The organism is Gilliamella sp. Pra-s60 (assembly GCF_009795755.1).
Classification (GTDB): Bacteria; Pseudomonadota; Gammaproteobacteria; order Enterobacterales; family Orbaceae; genus Gilliamella.
Map to the genome: position 1 here is coordinate 45,375 of NZ_WTFA01000007.1, position 25,749 is coordinate 71,123.

At 36.3% G+C, this 25,749-nt stretch carries 37 protein-coding genes and 2 tRNA genes; 17 read left to right on the forward strand and 22 right to left on the reverse strand.

The genetic code is table 11. The features are described 5' to 3' along the window. Positions 1-65: 65 nt before the first annotated feature. The 7 genes from GQ596_RS06510 to GQ596_RS06540 form a co-directional block, all read right to left on the reverse strand. The gene (locus GQ596_RS06510; protein ID WP_160400876.1) at positions 66-1,277 is read right to left on the reverse strand and encodes a phage major capsid protein; all 1,212 of its coding nucleotides are present in this window, start codon (positions 1,275-1,277) and stop codon (positions 66-68) included. Further along, positions 1,277-2,104 carry a head maturation protease, ClpP-related gene (locus GQ596_RS06515; RefSeq protein ID WP_160400877.1) on the reverse strand — a complete coding sequence of 276 codons (828 nt, stop codon included), beginning with the start codon at positions 2,102-2,104 and terminating at the stop codon, positions 1,277-1,279. Before GQ596_RS06515 ends, GQ596_RS06510 begins: the two co-directional genes overlap by 1 nt. A gap of 2 nt (positions 2,105-2,106) precedes the next feature. Continuing rightward, positions 2,107-3,330 (reverse strand): phage portal protein, encoded by a 1,224-nt coding sequence (locus tag GQ596_RS06520; RefSeq protein WP_160400878.1) that lies wholly within the window; start codon positions 3,328-3,330, stop codon positions 2,107-2,109. Next, complete coding sequence (locus GQ596_RS06525) at positions 3,330-4,841, reverse strand: terminase TerL endonuclease subunit (protein ID WP_160400879.1); 1,512 nt, start codon at positions 4,839-4,841, stop codon at positions 3,330-3,332. Before GQ596_RS06525 ends, GQ596_RS06520 begins: the two co-directional genes overlap by 1 nt. A gap of 8 nt (positions 4,842-4,849) precedes the next feature. Next, a complete protein-coding gene (locus GQ596_RS06530; RefSeq protein ID WP_160400880.1) occupies positions 4,850-5,326 on the reverse strand; it encodes a terminase in 477 nt (158 codons plus the stop codon). Positions 5,327-5,411: 85 nt separating this feature from the next. Next, positions 5,412-5,633 carry a hypothetical protein gene (locus GQ596_RS06535; protein WP_160400881.1) on the reverse strand — a complete coding sequence of 74 codons (222 nt, stop codon included), beginning with the start codon at positions 5,631-5,633 and terminating at the stop codon, positions 5,412-5,414. Then, positions 5,630-5,965, reverse strand: coding sequence for an HNH endonuclease signature motif containing protein (locus GQ596_RS06540; protein ID WP_160400882.1), 336 nt, complete (start codon positions 5,963-5,965; stop codon positions 5,630-5,632). Before GQ596_RS06540 ends, GQ596_RS06535 begins: the two co-directional genes overlap by 4 nt. Before the next feature lie 120 nt (positions 5,966-6,085). Between GQ596_RS06540 and GQ596_RS06545 the strand changes: the two genes are divergently transcribed. After that, the gene (locus GQ596_RS06545; RefSeq protein WP_160400883.1) at positions 6,086-6,859 is read left to right on the forward strand and encodes a hypothetical protein; all 774 of its coding nucleotides are present in this window, start codon (positions 6,086-6,088) and stop codon (positions 6,857-6,859) included. A 314-nt stretch (positions 6,860-7,173) separates the two neighbouring features. Here the strand turns inward: GQ596_RS06545 and GQ596_RS06550 are convergent, their stop codons facing one another. From GQ596_RS06550 to GQ596_RS06565, 4 genes are all read right to left on the reverse strand, one after another. Beyond that, positions 7,174-7,542 (reverse strand): hypothetical protein, encoded by a 369-nt coding sequence (locus GQ596_RS06550; protein WP_160400884.1) that lies wholly within the window; start codon positions 7,540-7,542, stop codon positions 7,174-7,176. 67 nt (positions 7,543-7,609) lie between these two features. Then, a complete protein-coding gene (locus tag GQ596_RS06555; RefSeq protein WP_160400885.1) occupies positions 7,610-8,143 on the reverse strand; it encodes a lysozyme in 534 nt (177 codons plus the stop codon). Next, positions 8,103-8,327 carry a phage holin family protein gene (locus tag GQ596_RS06560; protein ID WP_160400886.1) on the reverse strand — a complete coding sequence of 75 codons (225 nt, stop codon included), beginning with the start codon at positions 8,325-8,327 and terminating at the stop codon, positions 8,103-8,105. Before GQ596_RS06560 ends, GQ596_RS06555 begins: the two co-directional genes overlap by 41 nt. Positions 8,328-8,501: 174 nt before the next feature. After that, positions 8,502-8,579 (reverse strand) — tRNA-Met (locus tag GQ596_RS06565). Between the two features lie 334 nt (positions 8,580-8,913). On the opposite strand from GQ596_RS06565, the gene GQ596_RS06570 reads away from it, so the two are divergent. Both GQ596_RS06570 and GQ596_RS06575 read left to right on the forward strand, forming a co-directional pair. Then, positions 8,914-9,090, forward strand: coding sequence for a type II toxin-antitoxin system HicA family toxin (locus tag GQ596_RS06570; RefSeq protein ID WP_160400887.1), 177 nt, complete (start codon positions 8,914-8,916; stop codon positions 9,088-9,090). 41 nt (positions 9,091-9,131) lie between these two features. Further along, positions 9,132-9,545 carry a type II toxin-antitoxin system HicB family antitoxin gene (locus GQ596_RS06575; protein ID WP_160400888.1) on the forward strand — a complete coding sequence of 138 codons (414 nt, stop codon included), beginning with the start codon at positions 9,132-9,134 and terminating at the stop codon, positions 9,543-9,545. Between the two features lie 155 nt (positions 9,546-9,700). On the opposite strand, the gene GQ596_RS06580 is transcribed toward GQ596_RS06575, so the two are convergent. From GQ596_RS06580 to GQ596_RS06610, 7 genes are all read right to left on the reverse strand, one after another. After that, positions 9,701-10,813 carry a DUF1133 family protein gene (locus tag GQ596_RS06580; protein WP_160400889.1) on the reverse strand — a complete coding sequence of 371 codons (1,113 nt, stop codon included), beginning with the start codon at positions 10,811-10,813 and terminating at the stop codon, positions 9,701-9,703. A 4-nt stretch (positions 10,814-10,817) separates the two neighbouring features. Next, complete coding sequence (locus GQ596_RS06585) at positions 10,818-11,045, reverse strand: hypothetical protein (RefSeq protein ID WP_160400890.1); 228 nt, start codon at positions 11,043-11,045, stop codon at positions 10,818-10,820. 122 nt (positions 11,046-11,167) lie between these two features. Beyond that, positions 11,168-12,142: a primase-helicase zinc-binding domain-containing protein gene (locus GQ596_RS06590; protein WP_160400891.1), complete on the reverse strand. Its 975-nt coding sequence runs from the start codon at positions 12,140-12,142 to the stop codon at positions 11,168-11,170. After that, a complete protein-coding gene (locus tag GQ596_RS06595) occupies positions 12,139-13,704 on the reverse strand; it encodes a DEAD/DEAH box helicase (RefSeq protein WP_160400892.1) in 1,566 nt (521 codons plus the stop codon). Before GQ596_RS06595 ends, GQ596_RS06590 begins: the two co-directional genes overlap by 4 nt. Positions 13,705-13,706: 2 nt before the next feature. After that, positions 13,707-14,054, reverse strand: coding sequence for a hypothetical protein (locus GQ596_RS06600; protein WP_160400893.1), 348 nt, complete (start codon positions 14,052-14,054; stop codon positions 13,707-13,709). Positions 14,055-14,225: 171 nt separating this feature from the next. After that, a complete protein-coding gene (locus GQ596_RS06605) occupies positions 14,226-14,498 on the reverse strand; it encodes a hypothetical protein (RefSeq protein WP_160400894.1) in 273 nt (90 codons plus the stop codon). A 5-nt stretch (positions 14,499-14,503) separates the two neighbouring features. Beyond that, entirely contained in the window at positions 14,504-14,725 is a 222-nt protein-coding gene (locus GQ596_RS06610) for a helix-turn-helix domain-containing protein (protein WP_091123774.1), read from the reverse strand. Positions 14,726-14,873: 148 nt separating this feature from the next. On the opposite strand from GQ596_RS06610, the gene GQ596_RS06615 reads away from it, so the two are divergent. The 11 genes from GQ596_RS06615 to GQ596_RS06665 all read left to right on the forward strand — a co-directional run bounded on the left by GQ596_RS06615 (position 14,874) and on the right by GQ596_RS06665 (position 19,407). After that, complete coding sequence (locus GQ596_RS06615) at positions 14,874-15,575, forward strand: helix-turn-helix transcriptional regulator (RefSeq protein ID WP_202113764.1); 702 nt, start codon at positions 14,874-14,876, stop codon at positions 15,573-15,575. Between the two features lie 20 nt (positions 15,576-15,595). Beyond that, the gene (locus tag GQ596_RS06620) at positions 15,596-16,240 is read left to right on the forward strand and encodes a LexA family transcriptional regulator (RefSeq protein WP_160400895.1); all 645 of its coding nucleotides are present in this window, start codon (positions 15,596-15,598) and stop codon (positions 16,238-16,240) included. A 289-nt stretch (positions 16,241-16,529) separates the two neighbouring features. Continuing rightward, positions 16,530-16,736, forward strand: coding sequence for a hypothetical protein (locus tag GQ596_RS06625; protein ID WP_091123782.1), 207 nt, complete (start codon positions 16,530-16,532; stop codon positions 16,734-16,736). A gap of 8 nt (positions 16,737-16,744) precedes the next feature. Next, complete coding sequence (locus GQ596_RS06630; protein WP_160400896.1) at positions 16,745-16,972, forward strand: hypothetical protein; 228 nt, start codon at positions 16,745-16,747, stop codon at positions 16,970-16,972. Between the two features lie 2 nt (positions 16,973-16,974). Next, positions 16,975-17,298 (forward strand): hypothetical protein, encoded by a 324-nt coding sequence (locus tag GQ596_RS06635; protein ID WP_160400897.1) that lies wholly within the window; start codon positions 16,975-16,977, stop codon positions 17,296-17,298. Next, entirely contained in the window at positions 17,295-18,041 is a 747-nt protein-coding gene (locus GQ596_RS06640) for a KilA-N domain-containing protein (RefSeq protein WP_160400898.1), read from the forward strand. The genes GQ596_RS06635 and GQ596_RS06640 overlap by 4 nt, the downstream gene beginning before the upstream one ends. A 3-nt stretch (positions 18,042-18,044) precedes the next feature. Continuing rightward, a complete protein-coding gene (locus GQ596_RS06645) occupies positions 18,045-18,275 on the forward strand; it encodes a hypothetical protein (RefSeq protein ID WP_160400899.1) in 231 nt (76 codons plus the stop codon). After that, positions 18,268-18,471, forward strand: coding sequence for a hypothetical protein (locus tag GQ596_RS06650; protein ID WP_065590903.1), 204 nt, complete (start codon positions 18,268-18,270; stop codon positions 18,469-18,471). Before GQ596_RS06645 ends, GQ596_RS06650 begins: the two co-directional genes overlap by 8 nt. Then, complete coding sequence (locus GQ596_RS06655; protein ID WP_160400900.1) at positions 18,471-18,755, forward strand: hypothetical protein; 285 nt, start codon at positions 18,471-18,473, stop codon at positions 18,753-18,755. The genes GQ596_RS06650 and GQ596_RS06655 overlap by 1 nt, the downstream gene beginning before the upstream one ends. Next, entirely contained in the window at positions 18,742-19,137 is a 396-nt protein-coding gene (locus GQ596_RS06660) for a hypothetical protein (protein WP_160400901.1), read from the forward strand. Before GQ596_RS06655 ends, GQ596_RS06660 begins: the two co-directional genes overlap by 14 nt. 90 nt (positions 19,138-19,227) lie before the next feature. Further along, positions 19,228-19,407, forward strand: a complete 180-nt coding sequence (locus GQ596_RS06665; RefSeq protein ID WP_160400902.1) for an AlpA family transcriptional regulator — start codon at positions 19,228-19,230, stop codon at positions 19,405-19,407. 183 nt (positions 19,408-19,590) lie between these two features. Here the strand turns inward: GQ596_RS06665 and GQ596_RS06670 are convergent. From GQ596_RS06670 to dusA, 3 genes are all read right to left on the reverse strand, one after another. Continuing rightward, a tRNA-Arg gene (locus GQ596_RS06670) sits at positions 19,591-19,667 on the reverse strand. A 221-nt stretch (positions 19,668-19,888) separates the two neighbouring features. Beyond that, positions 19,889-21,904, reverse strand: coding sequence for a DNA helicase Rep (gene rep / locus GQ596_RS06675; RefSeq protein WP_160400903.1), 2,016 nt, complete (start codon positions 21,902-21,904; stop codon positions 19,889-19,891). A gap of 105 nt (positions 21,905-22,009) precedes the next feature. Next, positions 22,010-22,936: a tRNA dihydrouridine(20/20a) synthase DusA gene (gene dusA / locus GQ596_RS06680; RefSeq protein WP_160400939.1), complete on the reverse strand. Its 927-nt coding sequence runs from the start codon at positions 22,934-22,936 to the stop codon at positions 22,010-22,012. A 119-nt stretch (positions 22,937-23,055) separates the two neighbouring features. On the opposite strand from dusA, the gene GQ596_RS06685 reads away from it, so the two are divergent. Continuing rightward, entirely contained in the window at positions 23,056-23,433 is a 378-nt protein-coding gene (locus tag GQ596_RS06685; RefSeq protein WP_160400904.1) for a DUF5362 family protein, read from the forward strand. A 78-nt stretch (positions 23,434-23,511) separates the two neighbouring features. On the opposite strand, the gene bamE is transcribed toward GQ596_RS06685, so the two are convergent. Continuing rightward, on the reverse strand, positions 23,512-23,928 hold the full coding sequence (bamE, locus tag GQ596_RS06690; protein ID WP_160400905.1) for an outer membrane protein assembly factor BamE: 417 nt from the start codon (positions 23,926-23,928) through the stop codon (positions 23,512-23,514). Between the two features lie 212 nt (positions 23,929-24,140). Here bamE and GQ596_RS06695 point away from each other — a divergent pair, with 212 nt between their 5' ends. Then, positions 24,141-24,752 (forward strand): FKBP-type peptidyl-prolyl cis-trans isomerase, encoded by a 612-nt coding sequence (locus tag GQ596_RS06695; RefSeq protein ID WP_160400906.1) that lies wholly within the window; start codon positions 24,141-24,143, stop codon positions 24,750-24,752. A 175-nt stretch (positions 24,753-24,927) separates the two neighbouring features. Further along, entirely contained in the window at positions 24,928-25,749 is an 822-nt protein-coding gene (gene dapB / locus GQ596_RS06700; protein ID WP_160400907.1) for a 4-hydroxy-tetrahydrodipicolinate reductase, read from the forward strand.

The window sequence follows — 25,749 nt, forward strand, 5'->3', positions numbered from 1 at the left end:
ACGGCTTTAGTAACTTAATTTTCATGTTAACCCCCGTTAAAAGCGGCATTTCTGCCGCATTGAATTTAAGATGGAATCGCAGTTCCAAATGACCCAAAAATAAATGCTTCAGGACGTTTTACAGCAAGGGCTAAACGTTCTTCACAACGAATTGAAATCATATTTTTTTCAAAATCATCAGAGTTTTCGGTTGAAATAACCACATTGGTGTCTTCACGGTCAAAAATTTGTGCCCCTGTTGAGAAAGCACCCGTTAAGAATTTACCAACAAATGCAGCAAGCTCTGTTGCAATTACTGGTAACCCCCAAAGTGTAGGACCAATTAATCCTGTTGGGTTTGCTAAAATGTAACCTCCATTTGAATCCTTGGTTAACTCTATTTTAGCCCAATCAGAGAAGTGTAAAACATGCCCCGAAGCCGGTAATCTTGCAAGTTGAGCTTGAAGCATTGCGAGACGTAAGTCATCAATTGGTGTGCGTTTTTCTGGAGCAAATGACGGTGCAAAAGCAGATGCTTGCGGGACAATACCGTGCAGATGCGCACCTGTTCCGTCCCCGAACAAAATCTCTTGTTCCTCAACATATTTCAAACCGTAGCGCATTTCGGCATCAATCGTTGATTGCAATTGTGCAAAGTCATCAAGGATTTGTTTGGATGCTTTAAACATGTGTGCCACAGTTGTGACAGGTGTCACTTTTGTGCCGAAGCTAATATTGCTGTACGGCTTTGTTGTATTTTCAGGTACAACCGCCGCATTATTCGTAAATCCAGTTTGCTGAACCCAAAAAATTGCTGGTGATTTAGTTTTACCGGAAGCGATCAAGTCACGAATAAATAACCGCTGTTTTGGCAAAGTATCGATACCTGATAATCGTTGATGTTCAACAACACCGCTTGGTACATCGATTGACGTTAAGGCTGCTTGAACCGGAATGCTAACACGTTTGCCACCCTCAACACTTGAAGCAAATAGTTTTACATTTTCAGATGATGTAACAATTTGACCTGCGCTTAAAGCTACTTTTTTGGCAGTAGTTAATGGCATTGTTGCAATTTCTTGTTTAACTTCGCCGACTGAAGCTTTTATTGTTTTCTCCGCTTCACGCAGTGCGTTAATCTCAACAAAAGCCTTGTCTACACTGTTTTTGGTTTCTAATGAAAGCTCTCCAGCGGCTTTAGCTTCTTTTAGTGCATTTTCTGCGGTTACATCAAGTTTATTGGATGCTTTTTCAATACTCGCTTGTAACCCTTTGATCATATCTAATATTTCAGACATTATAGTTCTCCAGTTAATTTGTTTATCGATTTTTGAATATCGGCTAAAGCCGTGATGACAGCGTTCTGCGTGTCTGAATCGGTAGCGTTTTGCGTACCCTTAATTTGATTAAAAAGCTCCCGACGCTCACTTCTAGTCATTCCTGATTTCGCGAGTAAGGTGTCGAGCTGCTTTAACATTGATTTTGCTTTATTGTCAGATTGTTTTATTTCATCTGCTGATAAGTAGCTATCTGCAAATCCTTGTTCAATAGCAGATGGGCCACTTATGTAAGTCTCATCATCCATCATAGTGAGAATTTCTTGCGTGGTTTTACCTGTTTTATCACTATAGATACCGGCCATTGCTTCATCAAATGGCTTTAACTGCTCTGCGGTATTTGATAAAAGATTACGATTACCAGCAACAACAACACTACAGTTATGGATCATTAAAAACGCTGATTTTGCGATCCTAACTTCATCACCAGCCATTGCTATAATAGATGCTGCAGAAGCGGCTATACCGACAATATTAATGGTGACTTTACCCTTATATTCTCTAAGCAGATTGTAAATAGTGATGCCCTCGAACATATCTCCACCGGGAGAATTAATATTGACTGTTACATCTTTGTTGTTGAAGGTTCTTAAAAGCCCAGCAATTCGTTTAGATGTTATCCCTTCACCTGTCCAAAAATTTTCACCAATAGATTCATAAATAGAAATGGTGTTGTCACTTGATTGTGCTTGAATACTTGGGTCCCATTTACTTAATACTGCATTTGATATTTGATATTCCGCGCAGGGTTTATTCTCCAATATGCTTGGATTGAATTGAAAAGACATGATTATCCCTCTGGTTGGCCAACCTTATCTAAGGTCGTCATATTTAATTGAATTGTGAATTTTTCGCCGCCATCAATTGGTGGTAGATTTTCTTTTGCTCGAACCTCATTTCGGTTCATCCACCCATCTTGAAGAGCTTGTTTATAATAATTGGCTCTCGCATTACTATCAGCTCGTAACAACCCCTCAACAGAAAACTCAGCAAAATAACGATCATCACTATCTAGCAAACATCGCCAAATTTCTTGCTCGATATTAACCAGAGTTGGTCTTAATCCTGTTATCAAAAACTGAGTATAAAGAGCTTCAACACTTGACGCCCAAGAACTTTGTTTTTCCATATGCCCAATTAGCACAGGCGGAACACCAAACCATCGGCATATTTCTTCAATTCCGAAAGCTCTACTTTGCAGTAATTGCGCTGTTTCTGGGTTGATTGTGATCGCTTTATAGTCGAATCCCCCCTCAAGAACCATTAACTTACCTGCGTTTTTAGAGCCAGCGAACTGCTGAACATTTTCACGGATAGCATGGCGTTGCTCTGAATTTAACGGCAGTGTTGATGTAATAAAACCAGAGTTTTGAAGCCCATTTTTAAATACATTTGATGCGGCTTCGTTGGTTGCTAACGCAGATCCAATAATATCTGCCCCAACTTGTATTGGTGTTAACCCTACCGCACCATCCAACCCAAACCCTCGAATGTGCATTATTAGATCACGTGGTATATTCCTCTCTGTATTAGTAACAGGATCTGAATATGTATATGTTATTCTTCCAGAATCATCACTACCGACTTTCATGTACTGCGGTAACAAGGGACGTATACCAACAAGCTCTTTTTTAAACATTAATTTTTCAGAAAATGAATTACCCCGTAAACAAATGCTAGCGGGGATCATTTGCATAAATCTTGCTGGTGTTAAGTCTATAGCGGGTTGTTTGCAAAGAATTCGATATACTGGGTGATTAATGGCAAGTTGTTTTGAACCGTCGTTATTTCGCTCATAAATTTTTAAAGGTAGCGTCGATATCGTTTCCGATACCAATTTTACACACGCCCACACCGCGGATAACTGCAATGAACTATCAACGCTAACATTTTGTCCGCTTCTGGAATTTCCTGAATAATCAGACCATGCCGTTTTTACTGTCATTTCCGGCGTAACGCCAAGCCATTTTAATAATGCGGCCTTAATAAAGCCTTTTTCGTTTTTATTTCTCATTAAAGCACCATGATCGGGTCATTAATAAAAGAAGATATGTCCGTACTATCATCTTCTTTATTTGTTACACCAAAAGCCATAGCTAACGCTTGCATTCCATCTATTCGCCCTGTTGCCTTGTGTTTATCGAACTTCCTATTGTCCGCTTCATCACGTGTAACAACAGCATTAGCAGCACACATAGTTAATATTGGATGGTTACCGTGTCTGATAGTTCCATTTAAAAGCTCATCTTCTAAAATCGACAAGGCAGGCGTCATATCTTTAAAACCTTGCCCGAACTTAACTAACGGTGGATTGGCATTAATTCGCTCAAATTCCTTGATTAAAAAGTCAATGTGATATCGGTCAAAGGCGATAGCAGAAATGTTATATTCTTGGATGATTTCATCTAGTTCTTTAACTAGATACTCATAATCAATAGATGCCCGTGGCGTTGTTCTTAAGTAACCTTGTTTAGCCCACACGTCATAAGGCACTCTGTCCCGTTTTGAACGATCATGTATACCAACTTCTGTTGCCCAAAAATACGGGTGAACGTTCCAGTGCCCATCACTTGTTTTTGATATAACAACGAATGCGGTTAAGTCATTCTTTTGTGATAAATCAAGTCCAGCAAAGCTAATGATATCTTCTGACGTCGGCTTGGCTGAGCAAGATTCCCAAACATTGCGGGAAACAAAAGGACTAACGACGGATACTCTTTGATTTAAGTTTAAATTTCTGAACTTGTTTTCTTCGCTCGGCATTCGATTAGCGGCATTAGCAAGCCGCTTCAAATCGTCATAGGAACGAAACAGACCAAGGGCTGGGTTTGCTGCTTTCCAAGCTTCTTCATCCAACACATCAGCATTTTTTTCAGCAGAATAAACATGGGAAACAATATGCGGATCGTTAGAGTTTTTTGCATCATCAAGCCACACACTAAATAAATCTGCATCGTTAGCCGCTTGTGTGCTAATCGCAATGAGTAATGGTGCTTTATGTGCACCCTGCGATGTTGTAATTGCATCAACAAAATCGCTTCTTGGTCCAACTATTTGCCCTACCTCATCCAAGATAGCAAGAATTGGCGATAGTCCATGTGCCGTTTTTCCTTCAGCGGCTAACGCTTTATATTCAACGTTACAAAGTAAACCATAAAGTCTTTTCCCACTTGGTACAACCCTTACAATTCTTTGTAGTTCAGGGTTTAAATTCACGATTTTAACAGCTAAATCAAAAACTATTGCAGCCTGCTCTCGGCTCATTGCTCCGCTTACGATTTGCGAATTCTGTACAGCTTCGGGACCAACCAAGTGCGCCAATAACAGCCCAGCAATTAAACCTGTTTTGCCGTTCTTTCTCGCAATGCTGAGGTATGCCGAGTGTGTGCCGTGTGGGTTATCGTAGATTTCTAAAATGAACCTTTTTTGAAAATCCGCCAATTTCATCGGCTCGCCAAGGTGTTCGCCGTCAGGAACTCGGCAATATCGCTCAATAAAAGCAATTACTTTTTCACCTCTCGTCATATTCCACCTTAATGTATTGGAGTGGCAAGCAAGCCATCATCATGTTTACCCAAGTATTTTCTAGCTTCTTGCTCGTTTTTATTATGATTAACTTGATCTCGTGATTCGCCATTTGTTGCATGAGAGTGTATTTGCAGATTTCTTTTTTGTGCTGCCACTAATCGACCCAAGTCAGTAATCTGCTTATCAATTCGTTTTATCTCGTTAGAGTTTCGTTCTTCGCCAGTTTTTTTATTCTCTTTAGACAACTCTTTCCTTAATTCGAGAATTCTTAACTGGTTATTACATAAATCAGCGCATTCGATAAGGTCGGTATCTATCCATAAATCTAACGATTTCGATTTGATGTTAGCATCCCAAAAAGGGCGAGCTTTAGCCATTAACCCTGCGTATTCAGGAGGTTCAATTGTGTTTTTAGCGGCATTATCCATTGCCCTGATAACCGCCGTAGTGCTATCTGAGCGTGTTTTCTTTTTTACGGCCATAATCAATCCTAAAAAAACTAAAAAAATCGGGTTAGCGTTAAAATGAATGAGGGTGGGCGGTTTTCAAAGCATTTAGCTGGAGGAATTACCTACCCCCTCCCTGCTTTTTTTTACCCAATTCAATATCAATCGGATTGTTAACCGCTTCACTATCTAAGTAAAAATCAACATATATGCGAGGCGGTTGATTGGGTTTTGTCTCGATACTAACAGCTACTTGATTAGTTAAAAGCTGTCCATCTACTGCAATACCGTAGCCATAAAATCCACCATTCTTATATAAATGGGCTAATTGAATTTGTTTCATTTTTCTTTACTCCAATGTCCACCATAAGGCATACCATTAACATCGCATCCTATCTCTATTCCTCTATTCTCAATACGTTGTTTAGTGCTTGAGTGATGAGTACTACATAAGCCCTGATAGTTTGATGAATCCCAAAACAGTTTCTGGGCTTTCTTTATCTTTATTGGGTCTTTCGATATTAATGCTTGTTCGAGTTTGTGAGGAATAATGTGGTCTACTGCTGTAGCGGGTTCATATCTGCCTTGCTTCCTACACATTACACAAAACGGATTACGCTGTAGATAGGTTAATCTGGCTTTACGCCATCTAGTGTTGTTATATACGTTTATCATGGTAGTTGATTGGTTACTAGATATTCTTTTAATTTGCTATTAGAATCCTATAAAACTATTGATTTTTTTTTAATTAAGTTATGGTTCTTAACATGATTATGATTTGTATGGAGTGTTAATATGTCTAGTAAACATTGTTTATTATGTGGTGAAAATAAAGAGTTAATCAAAGGGCACATTTACCCTAATTTTATAAGAAAATGGATTATGAAAAAAGGTGGTGAAAACATAAAAAAATTCATTAAACTAGATGATCCAGAAAATATAAAACATCAACAAAACACTCCAACCAGCCCCTTATTTTGTAGTGAGTGTGATAATGAAAAATTATCGAAAATTGAAGGAGAATTCGCAAAAAATTGTTTTGCTAAGATCACATCAGGAAAATACGATCCAGAAATTAGCGACCTTTCATTAATTAGAAAATTTTCAGCTTCGATCTTATTCCGATTACTACACTATATAAAACTTTCAAAACAAAACGTTTTCTCCGAATTGGAGAAGTATACTGACGCTCATGTAAATAAAGCAATAGAAGAATGGCGGAATGTTGTTATTAAAGAAAATAGTCCTAGTTGCTATAAACTATATTTTAATTATTTATACACAACAGATAAGAAAAAATCATCCTTATTATGGAATTTTAAACCCTATCTTTTTTATGATAAGAATATATATGTTATGGCAGTATTATGTGGACCTTTGTTTATAATTGGCGGACTTACCCCTAACATAACTTATAACAGTGGAATGATTGAAGGTGTAATAAATCATTTAATTAAACTTTGTTCTGACAAAACCTTCATTATCGGGGGAAATGACATTAAACTAGGAGATAACTGTTTGTTCCATTTCATTAATGAGGATTATCTTTTAACCAGTATTTTAAGCTGACAGACACGTATTACTCATCGGCCTTCATTTTAACAAAATGCGTGTCCGATGAGTAAAATAAATTCTCCAATTGCTTTTCCTTAACCAACCTTTTTTTGCCCCGCTCCATACTTGTCATGGTGTCTTTCTATAATAATATTTTCTAGAGCACTCTTTTAATCGTTTTCTCAATTCAAGCATTTTATTTCCCTTTGTTGATTAGATTTATTGCCCTTTTGTCCGTATTACACTTTTCAATAACATTTAGCAAATGCTCGTTATATCTTAGACTATCGCCGAATGTCATCGATTTAGGCGGTAAATTTGGCAGGCAATCACTTAATAGATTGGCTGGTATCGGTCGATTGACGTAAACCTTTCGCTCTGTTGTACAGGCTGTCAGCAATAGAAGTAGGAACACGCTCATTAGCACAGTCATTATTTTTGAGTTGCTCATTGATTTGCTCCTGCCGTTCTAGTGATTGGTTTTCTAGCTCACGTTTGCTTTGCTCATTATCTGCTATAATTTGATTGTTTTTAGCGATATCTCGGTTCAACTGTTCGATTTTCTCAGATAGTTCAGCTTTATCTTTTTGTAGCTGCTTTTTTTCTTGATAATTGTTGTAACCGAAATAGATAGTAAAGGCAAAAGCAGTAATGATTAATGCCGTGTTCGCTATATTTACTTTAGACAATTTGAACATGATGAATCACTCAATAATAACGATACAAATAAAAACCAACCCCAACCGTTGACATCATTAACCGCCATTATTGAAGCGATGATGAAGCATAAGATAGACATAACGCTTTCTCCTTTTCTCGTCTGATTACTAAGCCGTTTAGCACTTTACCGCCTGCCTTGTTCCACCTTGGAAACTCATTACAAGCCGCTTTATAATCGCCATTGTTCAGATGTTTATACATCGTTGAAGTACGCATCTTTGTGCACCCAACGTTAAACGTAATCGAAGTAACAGCATCAAAAACATGTTGAGGCAAATGAAAACCATTAGCATAGCGATTAACGCACATTTCTGCTGTTTTGATATCATCTACCCATCTTTTGGCTATTTCCTCGTCTGAATAGACTTTTTGTTGAATATTACCCGTAGAGCCAATACCAACCGTTAACACATTAGCTGGGCAATAATAAGGCTCTCGTACGCATGATTCTGCATTACCGATTATTTCAAGCCCTGCTTTGCTCGTTCTGATTTCGTCTGAGTAATTAGCAATAACAATCCCGATGATTACTGAAACACTACAAATCGCACTCGTCGCTATTCTTGTTGTGTTTTTCATAGTATTGCTCTCTCAGGTTCTTTTTGTGATGGAAATCTCGGCGTTTATACAACCAGTTAATGATAAATGTCGCTATTGATAAAATAATACCGACAATAATGGCAATATCATTTAAGCTAAGCGCACCTAAAAGCGTGCATAAAACACCCCAGAAATAAGATATCGGTGATGAGTATCTTTCCATAATTAATTCTTCTTGTTAGTTAATGATGTGACAGCGTACTAGCTAAATGTTAGTTATGTGTGTGTCTAGCTTTGCTGTCGATTCTGTAGATGCCCCCAAACGTATCAAATCTCAGCATTAAGCAGAATTACTGCTACTTGACCAAAATAAGTAGAGGTGCGAGGGGGACTGTTATGGTGGGTCTAGCTGGACTCGAACCAAGCTACCTTTCAATTATGAGTTGACCGCTCATACCGTATGAGCTTTAGACCCTTGAAAATGATTGACCTAAACGTGATATACATAGGTTTAGGCACGGTTACGGTTCAACGACATCGATGTCGCCGACATTTGTAATATTGATTATTAAAGCGACATAACCCAATTTAACATTGCTTCATCGCTTTCTAATACAAAAATCGGAATTTCCAGTGAACCTGATTTTTCCGCACTGTTTAGCGCATCTAAAATATCGATTAAATATTTATCCTGCTATCTTACCGTCATTAAACACCTTTAAAAAATTAACATTTTTGTTTGTTTTTATATTGACAAAGTAAACATTTTTGTTTATCATAATCATATCTTAAAACAACACGGAGGAATAATGAAACAAAGTGAGTTTTTAAGATGGTTAATTGACCAAGGCGTTGAAGTAAAGCAAGGAAGTAATCACACAAAGCTATACTACAACGGAAAGCAATCAACTATGCCAAGACATCCAAGCAGGGAGTTAAAAAATGGCACAATGAGAGCAATCAAAAGGCAATTAAATCTAAAATAACTAAAGCCCTCGCAAGGGGGCTTACTTTGAATGAGGTTTTTATGTTTTATCCAGCAGAATTAATTAAAGATGAAAATGGTTATACTGTTACATTTAGAGATATTCCCGAAGCTATCACCTGCGGTGATGACTTAGAGGATGCTTTAAATATGGCGAAAGATGCTTTAATAACAAGTATGGATTTTTATTTTGAAGATCATCGTAAAGTACCGCTTCCTAGTAAAGCAAAAAAAGGCGAACATTTAATTGATTTGCCAGCCAGCCTTTTTGCTAAAGTATTACTATTAAACGAAATGATTGACCAAAATATCTCTAATGTTGAATTAGCAAAACGCATTCATGTAAAACCACAAGAAGTTCAACGTATCGTGAATTTAGAGCACGCAACAAAAATCGATACTATTAGCAAAGCATTATCCGCTCTAGGTAAACATCTTGAATTAAGAATTATCTAAAGTGTCATTATTCCTCTAACAAAAAAGCCTCTTAATTGAGGCTTTTATAGGAGGTAATAAAAAAGCCCTGTTATCTCTAACAAGGCTTACATCCAACTATTCGCGTCGAATATAACACATTTATATCATGCGCCACATATAATTTCAAGCATTTTTTACGATTTTTCGCCCCAAAATTGATAAGCTCGATAAAATCTCGTTTTAAGGTAATCTAAGCACCAATTAACTCTATTTCTTGCTTGATAGTTAGTTAGTCTATAATCTGTTATTTTCTCGAGATAATTAGCTATATCTGACATAGCGTGACCATAAACATAATAGCTAACCGCAATTTTGATAATAGGGCTGTTTCTGCCGAATGTTTCAATTAAAAGCTTGTCCACCTTTAAAGCTTCATCATCAGCTAATTGTTCGGCGTGGCGGTGTCTTAATGAAGCAATAATATCACTAGCTTTTTCGAATAACTCTTTTCCCTGATATCCTTGGCTATATAAACTATCAATAATATCAACTAGCGCAGTATTACTAATATCGGAGGATGATAGCATCATTTTAGCAATCACATTCTCATTACTTTCTTTTATCTCTTGATATGCCCACGCTCCCCAACCTGTAAGAATATTTTCAATAAATAAGCGTTGGTAAGCTGTCAGTGACATACTGGTACCAAGTTGCTTTTTATTCTTCAATTGTGCCAATACATTGTATGCACTCTCGTTTTTTAACGCATCTTCATTCAGATTTTTGGTAAACCTTGCAACCGCTTTTATTGCCGCTTTTTCACTGGTATAACGTCCCAAATTGTAGTGTTGCCGATTACGATAAACAATAGCAACCCATTTATTATCTGATGCTGAATAATGCACGCCCTCTAATAAATTTACCTTAGGTATCTTTCTTTCAATTGCTCGAGCTTCTTCTAGATTATCAAAGCGATTATCTGCAATATTGCCATTTTTGTGCTGGATTTTACGTTTTGGCCATTCGCCAGTAACTAAAAACCACGCAAGGCGTTCTGCGGCGTATTTACGGCTATTTACAAAAATAAATAACCGACCTTGCTTGTCATGCACACCTTTAACATGGATACCCTCTTTATAAGCAGACGTAAAAATACCTGTGTTCTGGTCATAATGCACAGCATCTTTTAAAAACTGATGACGCTTATTTTCTCCAATACGTCTAGCTGTTCGACCTAACCGACGAATTGAATGAGCTGATTGCGCTGATTTGCGAGTTAATCCTTGTAGAATTTTTTCAGCTGTCATTAAATTACCCCTCTGCGCAACTATCACAATATATAAAATGACCTAATAAAGTTAAGGTTAAATGCCTAACTGTCATCATCCCAAAGCAAGTGATTTCCTTTGATGTAACCTCTTGTAACATACCGTCCTCAATTAATTTTTTGGCTAGCTTTGATTGGCTTTGAAAATAGGTTCCTGTTAATCCTGCCATAAATGCTTTTTCTAATATTTTTAATTCTGCTTTAGTCACCACGTTTCACTACCTCGCACCCAAAAATAACGCAATCACAATGACAGCAACTAAAAACTTAGTGACTGAATAGAATTCTTTGATATATTTTTTATGCTTTGCATTTGTTATTTTATAAGTCACGCCTACTCCCCTTTTTTCTCTTTTAAGCTCACCCATTCATAAACTTTTAGCCCCTGGATCAGCACATCATTAAAATCACCTTTTTCTGGCCATCTAATCGTTACCTTTTCAACATCGTTATGTATTGATAAAAGGTTATTCTTAGCGCACCTAAATGCGGCTGATTGTCCTGTTAAATTCCAATCAGTATCAGCAAAAATCATCAGATGCTTAACGCCAAGCGGTGCTATAAATTTTTCTAAAAATGCCGCATTGATAGTAGACCATGTATGACATTTATAAATTTGATAGCATGACAAAGCTGTTTCTATCCCCTCAGCAATGCCAAGCGTTGACGAAACGGGAAATAATCGAATCGCTACCGATTTTGCATAAGTCAGATAATTTTCATCCTGTAAACTATTTAGCTTCTTGGGTGTGGTAATGTTTGCTTTACTGTCTCCATTTAATAACGTGCGATGCAGATAACACAGGTTTCCGTTAAGATCCGTTGCTAATGCATAAATAGCACTTAATGCAGTATTTCCCTTTCCCTCGCTTGGTGAATACTTTATGTTGCATACATTAGCAGGTAACGTAATATGGCGATTATTGAGGTATTTTTCTGCCTGAGTTCCTTTTAGTGATTCAAGATTATTAAATTTCTTAATAACCTTGTTCCTAAGCTCATTTATATTGCTTCTTAGCGGTTTAGGTTGATTATTATTAGTGTATGAATTGCCGATCAGCAGATCGATTTCTTTCGCTAACGTTCTAAAATCTTTTTGCTGGGTTGTTTGCAATAACTTCCAAATATCACCATTACCACAACTACAAATCCAAGTCCCTTTATTGTCTTTGTTATCCATGCGATATTTGTTTTTCTTACCGCACATAGGACATTCACCACAATAATGCTTACCTCCAGTGATTGGAGGCAAATTATAATGCGCTAAAACAGCAGGAATGTGATACTTGATTGCGTCCACGGTTCTCATGCTTGACCGCCTAATAATACTTCATCAGTTGCTAACGATAAGTCTTGCTGTATTTTTTGTGTTGATACCCCACGACTTTTAGCGTATGCAATTTGTTTACTTAAAATAAAATTTCTCACCTCAGGACCAATTTCTTTTAAGCAATAATTCAACTTTCTTGGCCACACGCCAAACTTGCTTCGGTAAACATGAGCGCACCATCCATCGCTTAATGATTTATTTTTAGTTTGTGCTACTTGATGCTGATAAAACAAAATTTGAGACCACCAAGATTGCTTTTCTGATTGGCTATACTCAGTACGCTTACCTTTGTTGATTTTTTGAATGTTACGGGTTTCGTCTGTTTCAACATCTTCATTAGCTAATGGCTCATAACCGCATTTAGGACATGTATAAACACCAATAGGCTTCATAAATTTACAAGACGGACATTCCTTTGGCTTTTTCTCGGTAATTTGGCGTTCTTGTATTTTATTATCCTTCATACCATCATCCTTTGACGGTAATTTGTCATACTCAATATCATCAGGAAAACCTAAACGGTGAACCGTTCCGCTATGGTCAAAAATAACGCACTTATCTTTTCCCTCTGCTGTCCTAAGTCCCCTACCAATACACTGAACCCATCTGATTTCTGACTTCGTTGGACGGGCATAAATAACACATCGAACATCACTATCAAAACCAGCAACAAGTACACCAACATTGACAAGGATTTTAGTAATGCCCAACTCAAACCGTTCAATAATTAATTTGCGCTCATCTTGTGGAGTACTAGCTGTCATAACCTCAGCGTTAATCCCCGATTTTTTAAACTGGATAGTGACATAATTTGCGTGCTTAACATTGACGCAAAAGCAAACTGTCGGTAAGTCATTGCCGTGTTCTAACCAGTTTTGTACTAAATCACCCACCAAATCAGCACCGCACATAATTTCGCCTAGCTCATCTTCGTTGTAATCGTTCCCCATCGCTGTGTTATGAGATTTAACACCTTTTAAATTGGGCTTAGTTGGTGCATAGAATTCATAAGGGCTTAACTCACCAAGTTGTATTAATTCTTTCATACTGGTTGGCTTTATGAGTTTTTCGTAATATTGCCCTAGGAATGTTGCGAACGGTGTTCCTGATAACCCGATAACCTTTGCTGATGTTTCTTTGATGTATGCCAGTAACTTTTTACGTTTTAAATGAGCTTCATCAATGATAATCAGATCGACATCAGCAGGAAGTTCACGGCGAATCAAAGTATCGGCACTGGCTATCTGAATCGGTTTTCTTGGGTCATATAATTCATGCTTTTGCCAAATCACAGAAATAAGATTTTCATCAATCCCGTATTGAACAAAACGAGCCATTGTTTGTTCAATCAAAACCGTGTACGGAGCAATAAATAACACGCGCATATTGTTATTAATAAAACCATCAGTAATGAATGCGGCAAGACCTGTTTTACCGCTCCCTGTTGGGCTACTAACCATGAATGTGCGGTGTTCCTTCCAGTTTTGACGAAGTTCAGCAAGTCCCTTTTTTTGAGCGTGATTTGGAGTGATATTAAGCATGATTACCTTCTCGCTGAAACCACATCAATGCCTAACGTTTTGTGCTGAGATAAAAAACTATTTCTCAACAAAATAAAACCTTGCTCACCATGTTCACCTAGTGACTGAATACGCTCCAGTGAGCGAATACGAGGGCTTTTGTTATCAAGCTCAATCCAGCAAGACTTACCGCTCTTACTTACCTTGAGGTTGATCTTTGCATTTTCCAAGAAAGGATGCTTCGCCTCCTTCTCAACCACATAACCATTTAGGTTCAACTTAGCAATCAATGCCGACATAAAAAACCGCTTATCCGATACCGTCGTCTTATCAAACTGCTTGGATAGTATTGTTATAATCTCAGCTTTCATTCATGCCCCTATATAATAATTAAGATCTATATAAATAATTCTTTCTTTGGAATAGTTATAAAATATATATACTCAGTAGTATTATTAAACTACCAAGCACCCCCGCCCTTACCCATCAAAAGCCGCTTCTCTCTCTTGATGAGTACCTCAAAAACATGTTGAGGATTTTCGTTACAGCATAACTATTGGCGGCTCACAGACCTGACAACTCATTACACTTGAATAACGTTTTACATATTTACGAAGCCTTGTATTGGCTTCTCTACGAGCCTTATTCTCCTTTTTGTGTGCTATTGGCTCTTTTTTATATTCGGCTATAAATACATCTGTATATAACGCAGATACCCTTTTCCTAACTCGCTTAGGTAGCTTTGATAACATTTCGATGATCCACTTTTCATCATCTTTGCAATAAGTTTCGGGTAAGCAATAGATTGATGTCATGAGAATCATTCCGGCGGAAATAACTCTGGCAAATCAGGGCGCAACTCACACGCTTTAACTACGCCATTTGTTGCTTTAACAATTAACGGTACATAGTCAGCTTTGACTTTTTGCTTGTTATGTAGCCATTTCCAAACATTTGGCTGAGTTGTTCCTGTTATTTCTCCTAATTTTTTTTGCCCTCCAAGAATTTCAATTGCTAACTGAATGCTTCTATTTTTATTCATCAATATTCTCAAAGTTATAAAATTAATATTTAATAATAACTAAATATAACTTAAATAATAACTCAAATCAATAACTTTTGTGTTGTCTTAAAATAACTATAGTTATATGATGTATTCAATAAATCATATTCATTAAATAAGGTCTGAAATGGAGCAAAGTAACTTTAACGAGCGTGTAAAATTAGCGTTCAAGATGTCAGGACTATCGCAGCACCAACTAGCAGAAAAAGTAGGAATTAGTCAGCCTGCAATTCAGAAAATACTATCAGGACGATCTAACTCATCCAGAAAATTAGTTGAAATAGCTAATGCGTTAGACGTTGATCTGTTTTGGTTAACAACTGGTTCAGGAGAAATGAAAAAAGGTAACATAAATTCTAATGCAAAAATTTTAGGAACAATAGACGATTGGGATAGTAATACACCGCTTGATGATGATGAGGTAGAAGTGCCGTTTTATAAGGATATACGATTATCAGCTGGCAATGGATTTGCTGACGACATAGAAGATTACAACGGTTGCAAGCTTAGATTATCTAAATCAACAATGAGAAGATATGGAATTGATAAAAATTGCACTGTTTGCTTAACCGTTTACGGAGACAGTATGGAACCTGTTTTTAGAGATGGAGCAACAGTTGCAATTGATCGGGCTGATAGACATATCCGAGATGGGAAAATTTATGCAATCAATCATGATGGTTTATTAAGAATAAAAATTTTAGAAAAATTGCCAGGCAATCAAATTAAAATTAAAAGTTACAACTCAGGCTATGATGATGAAATAGTGCTTCAAGATGAGATAACTATTTTAGGGCGTGTTTGGTGGCAATCATCGATACTAGACTAAAACTAAAAGAGATTTTTAAAATGAATAATTTTGGTCAACGAATTAGAGCCAGACGAGAAGAATTGAATTTAACGCAAGAACAAGTAGCTTCGCAGGTTGGAATAAAACAACAATCTTATCAAGCAATTGAAAGTGGAGAAGTAAAAAAACCTCGCTATTTATATGAAATATCCGTTGCTCTTAAATGCGATATGGCATGGCTATTAAGCGGAAAAGAGAAAGAAGTAAAAAATGTAGAACCCATAGCGCTAAAGGCTCGCCAAGTACCTTTAATTAGTTATGTTCAAGCAGGAGTTTGGACTGAATCATGTGAATTAAGAGATTCAACAGGATTTGAATACATTATGACATCTTTGGAATTATCAGATAAAGCATTTGCATTACAAATAAAAGGCGACTCAATGGAGCCAGAATTTAAAGAAGGTGATGTTGTCATTATAGATCCTGTTATTAAACCTATTCCCGGTGAATTTGTTGTTGCAATGAACGGCGAATCAGAAGCTACGTTCAAGAAATATCGAGAGTTAGGATATGATGAGCATGAAAGAATTCAGTTTGAGCTAATTCCGCTAAATCCTGATTACACAACAATGAGTACATTAACTCAGCAAATAAGAATAGTTGGCACCATGGTTGAACACAGAATATTCAGACGTAAAAGATAATAGTTCCAAATAAAACACATAGAACCGCTTCGGCGGTTTTTCTGTGCTCTACTTACATCCAAATCAAATAAACTTAATGCAAGCTGTCTTATTATAACCACAATATTAATCCCAAAATTAAAACTTTTTAATCAAATAGTTTTAACTGTCTACAAAAAATATAACTATTTATAACTTTAATATTGACTAAATTTATAACTATAGTTATTATTGGTTTTAAGAGATCTTTTTAGATCCTTTAGTAAGTTATCAGTGAGATAACAAAATTTAACATCAATAGGGGCTACTAATGAATATTTATTTATTAAACCACAACTCACGGGAAAAAATAGAAGAAACGTTAATTCAAATGAAAGCGGTGGCAATGTTAATCAATGAAACAACATCCCCAGATTCCGACAATAGAAACGACCACGTTAACACTTGCGCTTGGATGATAGCAGATCGGTTAGAAGAGACATTAGAAGCTTTAGATAACTTACCAAGACAAAAATGAGGTAAAAAATGAACGACAAGAATGTATGTACTCAATTAACCGCTGATGAGCATGAAGAAATTGATTGCCAATTATTACAGTTGAAAGGCGTTGTCGGGTTAATTCTAACAGTAACAAAACCAGACGGAGATTATGCCAATAACCAAATTAATAGCTCGGCGTGGTTGGTTGCTGATGTTATTGAAAACATAAGAAATAAATTAGAAAAATTATCAAAGCCTGTTGGGTGGGAATAAAAATGAGTAATTTCAGCTTAGGATATTTTTTAGATGAGCCACTTATATCCCTTTTTATTCGTGAAGGGGAAAAGCCATTATTTAATGCTCTTTTCTCAGCAAAAGAAATCCCTAATGTGATAAAGCAGTTAAATAATAGATGCATAAATGCTATCGAACCTTTAACCAAGATTCATAATCGATTTTTAGAGACGGGTGATCTCAATTGCATATATGAAGTATTCCCACAAATACTTATGGAAATCAGTAAAAAGGCAAAAAGTGAATCCCCTAAGACCGCCATCAAAGGGGAAAATCAAACCAACAACTTAGGAATGAAACCATGAAAAATAGTATCAAAAACAATTTATCTTGTCCAGTAATAGCTGGAATCTCAATTACAACCGATGAGCAAGGTCGATATAATCTTAATGCGCTACATAAAGCTAGTGGGGGCAAAGATGCTAAAAGACCTAAAGCGTGGTTAGCCACAAAGTCTACTCAAGAACTTATTGAAGAGCTAAGGCAGAATTCTGCCTTCGGTCAAGAAATAATCACTGTCACAAAAGGCGGTATTAATCAAGGTACTTTCGCCCACGAACTTTTGGCCATTTCTTATGCCGGTTGGATCAGTCCAAAATTTCAGTTGACGGTTAACCAAGTATTTTTGGATTACAAAAAAGGCGAGCTTACACCTACACCAAAAATCGACAACTCAGGATTACCAGAATTAAGAAAAGCGAGAGCGATAAAAGAAGTTTATAACGTTGCTGAAAAATTATGTGGCCACTTATCTAATTTGAGTTCGCCATCAAAACAAGCTATCTATGCTAAGTTAATTAATCCAATCGCTGGTTCTGTTGTCCCCTATCCTACTCTAGATGGTCAAACTTATTCAGCAAAAGAAGTCGGTGCACAACTGGGAATATCAGGTCATAAAGTAGGACTAATTGCTAATAAGTACAATTTGAAGACGGCAGAAAACGGTATCTTTGTGCTAGATAAAGCTGAACATTCAGATAAGCAAGTCACCAACTTTCGTTACAACGAAAATGGAATAAAAGCCATTAAATCACATATGGAGGTATAACCCATGTATAACCCAGTTAATTATTTATTATCAACATCTGCCTCTAAAGAAGAATTAAGAGAAGTGCTTAGTATCGCAAATGACGGTAGCGGTGCTATTGCTGACACGCTTCGTTGTGCTAATTTAACTACTGTGGATGATGAAACCATGAATCAATTCGGTTCTGCGTTACTGATATTAAAAGGCGTTATAGAAAATGCTTTTATAAAAATGGAGGAATCATCCAATGAATAATCTTATGTTTACTGTTCACACTTGTTTTGAAAAATTTGTTGTTAAAAATAAGCTAGATTTTTCACTGGTGCGTGACCCAAATATCAAAGCTTTAAACAACTATGTTGAAAACGATACAGCACAAATCTTTGATGTGTTTGCGCAAGGATTCCGTTCTGCTATTGAGTATCAATTAACACAAGGTAAAAGCGACTAATGGAAAAATACAAAATAACAAAAGTTGACGCGGATAAGGCAGGAAAAAAGTTTTACGGTGAATTTTACCGTTGCTTCCATGTTGATCGTGAATTACTCAAACTAAATAAAAAAATATTAAACCTTGAAGCTAGATTAAGCAAAAAGCACCCAACATTCAGTGTTCAAGATTTCAGAGATTACGTTTTGAGTGGAGGCTGTTCTAATAAAAATATAAAAGTTTATATATTAAATTTAATTGATGCGTACATGTTAAATAGGAGACATAAAGATGAGCTTAACTAAAATGATTATTAACAGTGAATTAAATGAAGCTGCGGCAAATGCGGTAAGACAGCAATTCATATTGTTCGCAAAAAAGCATAACCCAAATGCAGATTTTTCAGTTACAAATGATTCTAATTTACTTAATAACTTTTCTAATGAAGATATACGCAATCAATTCGGCTCATTTATAGCTGGTGCACTTTTAAATCAGTCTGCTTTAGCCGCTAATGCATTCGGCATTATTGCAGACGAGGTGCATACTGCACTTGATAGCTGGGATGAGGAAAGACTTGGTATGGCTAACGAAATGCTATTTTTTATTAATGATCTTTATATTAAGTATTTCGGTGTTGGATTTATGAAGATTGTTGAGAAGAAACCATCAGAGTTAAATAAATAAACAATATCCCCCATTGAGGGATAACTCAAATGAATAACGCCAAATTTGGCGAAATATTTAAGGTGAACCATGAATATTAATGAACATTATATGACTTGGGATGATGTTTGTCTTGTGGTAAATAGGACTAAACCCACTATTTGGAGGTGGGTACAAAAAGGCGCATTCCCAAAACCTAAATATAGAAAAGCGGACGGTCTATTAATAGGCTTTGCTCGTAACGAAATTGAACATTATTGTAGAACTGGCGAAGTCCTGCAACAGAAATAGCACCAAAACCATCTACCCCTCCTATGACAAATCTCTACAAAGCTCAAAATTGAGCTTTGCCTTTCATGTAAATAACCTACAGTCATAAAAAGGCAAAATAAATGCTAAAACCCAACTTAAGCAGTAACTTAAGCAGTTAAATTTTATAAAACATTGGAAATTGATTTAAGTTGTTGATTTTAATGGCGTCCCCTACAGGATTCGAACCTGTGACCTACGGCTTAGAAGGCCGTTGCTCTATCCAGCTGAGCTAAGGAGACTAGAATTGTTTTTTAATTAGACGCTGTGTATTATATAAAGCTATTTCGATCCGTCAATGATTTTTAATGGTTTATTGCATTGAATTGACAAAATATCATCAATTTAAGTCATAGATATCATCAGCTTATAAACAATTTATTTAATATATAACATTAAATGTTGTTATCTTTAAATTTTAGTTATTTGGCTACATTTTTAAATAACTAATTATTTTTAATACTTATTTAGACTTGGCTATTTGAGCTTTTAACATAGCTAATCGGCTTTGTCCTTGTTGCATTTTCTTTTCGGGAGATAGTTCGTTACGTTGATCTTGCCATACCAAATCATCTTGCGGAAGTTCTAATAAAAAACGGCTAGGTTCGGTATATATTGTTTCACCAAATTGTTTACGTTGCCGACTAAATGAAAAAGTTAGTTCTTGCTGTGCGCGAGTAATACCAACATAAGCGAGGCGACGCTCTTCTTCAATATTATCTTCATCAATACTGTTTTGGTGTGGTAATAAACCTTCAGACATACCCACTAAATAGACGTAAGGGAATTCTAACCCTTTAGAGGCATGTAGAGTCATAAGTTGCACTTGATCTAGCTCTTCTTCTGCTTCGTTACGTTCTAGCATGTCACGTAAAGTGAATCTTGTTACAGCTTGTTCAAGCGTCATACTTTCATCAATATCATCACCTTGCAACATATCATTTAACCAGCTAACGAGCTGTTCGACATTACGCATACGCATTTCACCTGATTTTGGGGAAGTTGACGTTTCATAAATCCAACTTTCATAATTAATGCCATGCAACAGCTCATGAATTGCGTCCATTGGTTCGCTATGTGATTTTTGAATTAGTGTATCAAACCAATGGATAAACGTATGCAGTGTTTCCATCCGTTTACCAGAAAGTAATTCAGTTAACCCCATATCGTGACTAGCTTGGTATAAGCTAACACCACGATGATTTGCCCATTCACCTAGTTTTTGAACAGTTGCAGGACCAATTTCACGTTTTGGGGTATTAATGATACGGATAAATGCATTATCATCATCAGGATTGGTCAATAAACGCAAATATGCCATTAAATCTTTAATTTCTATACGAGAAAAAAATGAAGTCCCTCCTGATATTCGATACGGTATGCGATATTGCATTAACATTTTTTCAATAAGACGTGCTTGGTGGTTGCCACGATACAATATGGCGTATTGACCATATTGACTATTATTAGCAAATCGGTGCCCCACTAAATCATTAACGACTTTTTCAGTTTCTTGCTCTTCACTATCAGCCGAAATAACCCTTAATACCTCACCATAACCGTGTTCTGAAAACAGTTTTTTTTCAAAAATATGCGGATTATTTTCAATTAAAATATTAGCAACTTTCAAAATTCGTCCTGAAGATCGGTAGTTTTGTTCGAGTTTTATGACCTCTAAGTTGGGAAAATCTTGTTTTAGTAATACTAAATTTTGTGGCCTTGCTCCTCGCCATGAGTAAATGGACTGATCATCATCACCAACAACCGTAAATTTGGCTCGATTACCAACCAGTAATTTAATAAACTCGTACTGACTTGTATTAGTATCTTGATATTCATCAACCAGTAAATAACGGATTTTATTTTGCCACTTATCACGCACTTCCTCATTATTTTTTAGTAATAGTGTAGGTAGTAAAATAAGATCATCGAAATCCAAAATACTGCATGCCTTTAACTGCTTTTCATAAAGCTGATAACAGTGAGCAAATAGCTTTTCTTTATTTGTTTGCGCTCTTGCCATAGCAAGAGTGGAATCAACGATATCATTTTTCCAATTAGAAATTGTCGAACGTAATTGATTAATCAGGTCTTTATCGCCTTCTAACCATTGATGAGTTAGCTCTTTAAGTAATGCGGTTTGATCATGATCATCAAATAGCGAAAAATTGGATTTAATACCTATATGCTTGTATTCTCGACGAACAATATCTAACCCTAGCGTATGAAAGGTTGAAATTTTAAGCCCTCTCGCCTCTTGTTTACTAAGTGATTGCGCTATACGTTCTTTCATTTCACGGGCCGCTTTATTAGTAAAAGTAACCGCAACAATATGGCGTGGTAAGTATTCTTTAACACGAATTAAATAGGCAATTTTGTTAATAATAACTCGAGTTTTTCCAGAACCTGCTCCCGCTAAAACAAGGCAAGGGCCTGAAACATATTCGACAGCTTTTTGTTGACTTGAATTTAAACGCACAAAATAAAACCATTATGAAAGTAGTAAGCTAGTATATAACGATAGACTAGCTACACGCAATTATCGCCATTTAAGTAAAAATAATTGCTATTATTTTATGAATTATTATCGGATGAACGTTAAAGCCTGCTCAACCACCTCTATTCCCACACCTTTTTTATGAGCATTCTCACTCAAATAACGTCGCCATTGTCTTGCGCCTTTGCATCCATTAAATAACCCTAAAGTGTGACGCATAATGTGATTTAGTTGTGCCCCTTGCATTAATTGTTGCTCAATATAGGGATAAAGCGCTCGAATTGCTGATTTTGGTTCAACTATTGGGGTATTTAGCCCAAAAACTTGTGAATCAATTTGGGTTAGTAAAAGCGGATTTTGATAAGCTTCACGACCTACCATCACACCATCAACATGCTGTAAATGATATTTGATTTCATCAATAGTTTTAATACCACCATTAATCGCTATCATCAAATGGGGATAATCTTGTTTGAGTTTATAAACACGATCATAGTCAAGTGGCGGCACTTCTCGATTTTCTTTTGGACTTAACCCTGATAGCCAAGCTTTACGAGCATGCACAATAAACGTACTAGTATAAGGCATTACAGTTTCAATGAAGTGACATAAAAAATCATAACTATCAAAATCATCAATACCAATTCTTGTTTTTACCGTTACAGGAATATCAACCTGGGCTTGCATCTGCTCAACGCAGTCAGCCACTAAATTTGCATTACCCATTAAACAAGCACCAAACATACCATTTTGCACTCGATCTGATGGACAACCTACGTTTAAGTTGATTTCATCATAACCACGTTCTTGCGCTAATTTTGCACATTGTGCCAATGCTTTGGGATCGCTACCGCCAAGTTGTAAACTAACAGGATGTTCTTCATGATTGAAATCTAAATAATCACCTTTTCCAAATAAAATAGCACCAGTTGTCACCATTTCTGTATATAGCAATGTTTGTTTTGTTAGAATTCTATGAAAATAACGGCAATGTTTATCTGTCCAATCAAGCATAGGGGCAATGGAAAAACGATTTAAACGTAAACAGTTATGCAAAAAACACCTCGACAATAATCAAAAAACTGTTATTCTATTACCCGCTTTCAGATAGAGCAACAACATAAGGAATAAAAATGGATACAAATAAAACAAATGCAATTTCTTTTCAACCTACTGAATTATTAATAAAACATATGCGTTTTATTGCTATTATGCAGCAAATTTTTGGCGTTATTTTTATAATTGTAGGCGCTCTTACCTGTCTAGGTATAATCACTGCTATTATTGGTATTCCACAAATCATTGCTGGGGTAAAACTTTTTAAATCAGGAAACGCATTTAGCTTAGCTGCAAGTGTTCAAAAAGAAAATGATATTATTGATGCTATTGAAAACCTGTATGGCTATTGGAAATATGCTTTAATAACATTTATCGCTTCAATACTATTTTTCATTATATATATGATAATTATTGTTTCTATTATTGCTTCATTTAGCAGTAGTTATTACTAATAGTTATCTTAATACTTTTTACATATACAAAAAATAAAAATCCTCGTTAATAAACGAGGATTTTTATTTATATTTTGATCAAGACTCAGGATTATCGTCGTCAGATTTAGTATCAACTGGGTCTGATATACCTTGTTTATTCATCTCTTCTAATGATTTGGAGCCTTCTAATTCTGAAGCCTTAATATCTTTCACAATGCCCATATCATCGAAATAAACAGCATAACTTCTTTGACTAACTTCACCATGTTGAGGTTGTTGGCGGAAAATATAATACCAAACATTATCACCAAGAACAGAAGTTAACATTGGCGAGCCCATAATAAACACAACTTGCTCTTTGCTTTGCCCAACTTGCAATAGCTCAATAGCATCTGGTGTCACATAATTACCCTGATTGATATCAGGTCTATAGACCCAACGATCAACAACAGAACAACCCGTTAATAAAACACTAGTTACAATTGCAAGTGCGGAAAATTTATGAAACAACATCTACACTTAATCCATTCTTTAAAATTTAATGATCCGTATTATCGCTGATCTTTTAATTAAGTGCTAGCCAAATTAATAAATTCTTTCGAAGTTATGTAATGAAATAGTAATAAGGTTTGATAATATGAATTATCACTTGACTTTTATTTATGTATCTCCAAACTGATCACCTTATTAATAAAGCTCACCAATCAACTATATAAAGGTAAAAAATGAAGTTAGAAACTATCGAGCAAAAAGCAAGCTATGCAATCGGCTTACAAATTGGACAGCAATTAAAAGAATCTGGATTAAAAAATTTAGAACTTAATGCGTTAAAATTAGCAATGGAAGATGTATTATCCGGTAATCAACCTGCCCTACCGCTACAAGAATTACATGATGCCTTACGTCATGTTCATGAACAAGCAACGAAAGAAAAGGCTAAGCAAGCCGAAAAAATAGCTCAAGCAGGTAAAGATTTTCTAGCAGAAAACATCCAAAAAGAAGGCATTAAATCGACTGAGTCTGGTTTACAATACGAAATCATCAAACAAGGTGATGGCGCATTACCTAAAGCAACCGATCGCGTACAAGTTCATTATACGGGGCAATTGATTGATGGTACAGTATTTGATAGTTCTGTTGAACGAGGACAACCAGCTGAATTTCCAGTCAATGGTGTGATTAAAGGCTGGGTTGAAGCGTTACAACTTATGCCAGAAGGTTCAAAATGGCGTTTATATATTCCTCAAGAATTAGCTTATGGTGCTCAAGGTGCTGGCGCATCAATTCCACCATACAGCGCATTAATTTTTGATGTTGAATTATTAAAAATACTATAAAGTAATTAAAAAATCATAAATTATAATGGACGCAATTGGCGTCCATTTTTTTGACTTGGCTATTTTCTGGTTAGGAAGAATATCCTAAATATTACCAGTAACAAACGTGTATAAGTTATTTATTTTCCGTTATAATATTTATTATCTACATTCACAAAAAGTTAAGGAAAGTTATATGTCAACAAATATGGTTCGTATCGCAATTGCTGGTGCTGGTGGCAAAATGGGACGACAACTCATCCAAGCTGTTTCACAAATTAAGGGGGTAACCTTAGGCGCAGCATTTGAACGAGCAGGTTCCTCACTAATTGGTAGTGATGCTGGTGAGCTTGCAGGGATCGGTATTTGTGGCATTAAAGTCACCGATAATCTAGAGCAAGCTAAAGATCAATTTGACGTATTAATCGATTTTACGCGACCTGAAGGCACACTCGCCCACTTAGCTTTTTGTGTTGAAAATAAAAAAATGATAATCATTGGCACAACTGGTTTTGATGATGCAGGCAAACAAGCAATTGCTGATGCCGCTAAAAATATTGCCATTGTCTTTGCCGCAAACTTCAGTGTCGGTGTTAACTTAGTGCTGAAATTATTGGAAAAAGCCACCAAAATTATGGGCAATTATACCGATATCGAAATTATTGAAGCCCATCACCGTCACAAGGTCGACGCGCCGTCTGGTACAGCATTAGCCATGGGTGAAGCCATTGCAGATGCACTTGATTGCAACTTAAAAGATCGTGCAGTTTACTGTCGTGAAGGTCATACAGGGGAAAGACCTAATGGCGCTATTGGCTTTGCAACTATCCGAGCCGGTGACATAGTAGGAGAACATACTGCTATCTTTGCCGATATTGGTGAGCGCGTTGAAATTAGTCATAAAGCATCTAGCCGCATGACATTTGCTAATGGCGCGGTGAAAGCGGCACTTTGGCTTGCCAAACAGCCGACGGGGCTATATGACATGCGTGATGTTTTGAATTTAAATAATCTATAA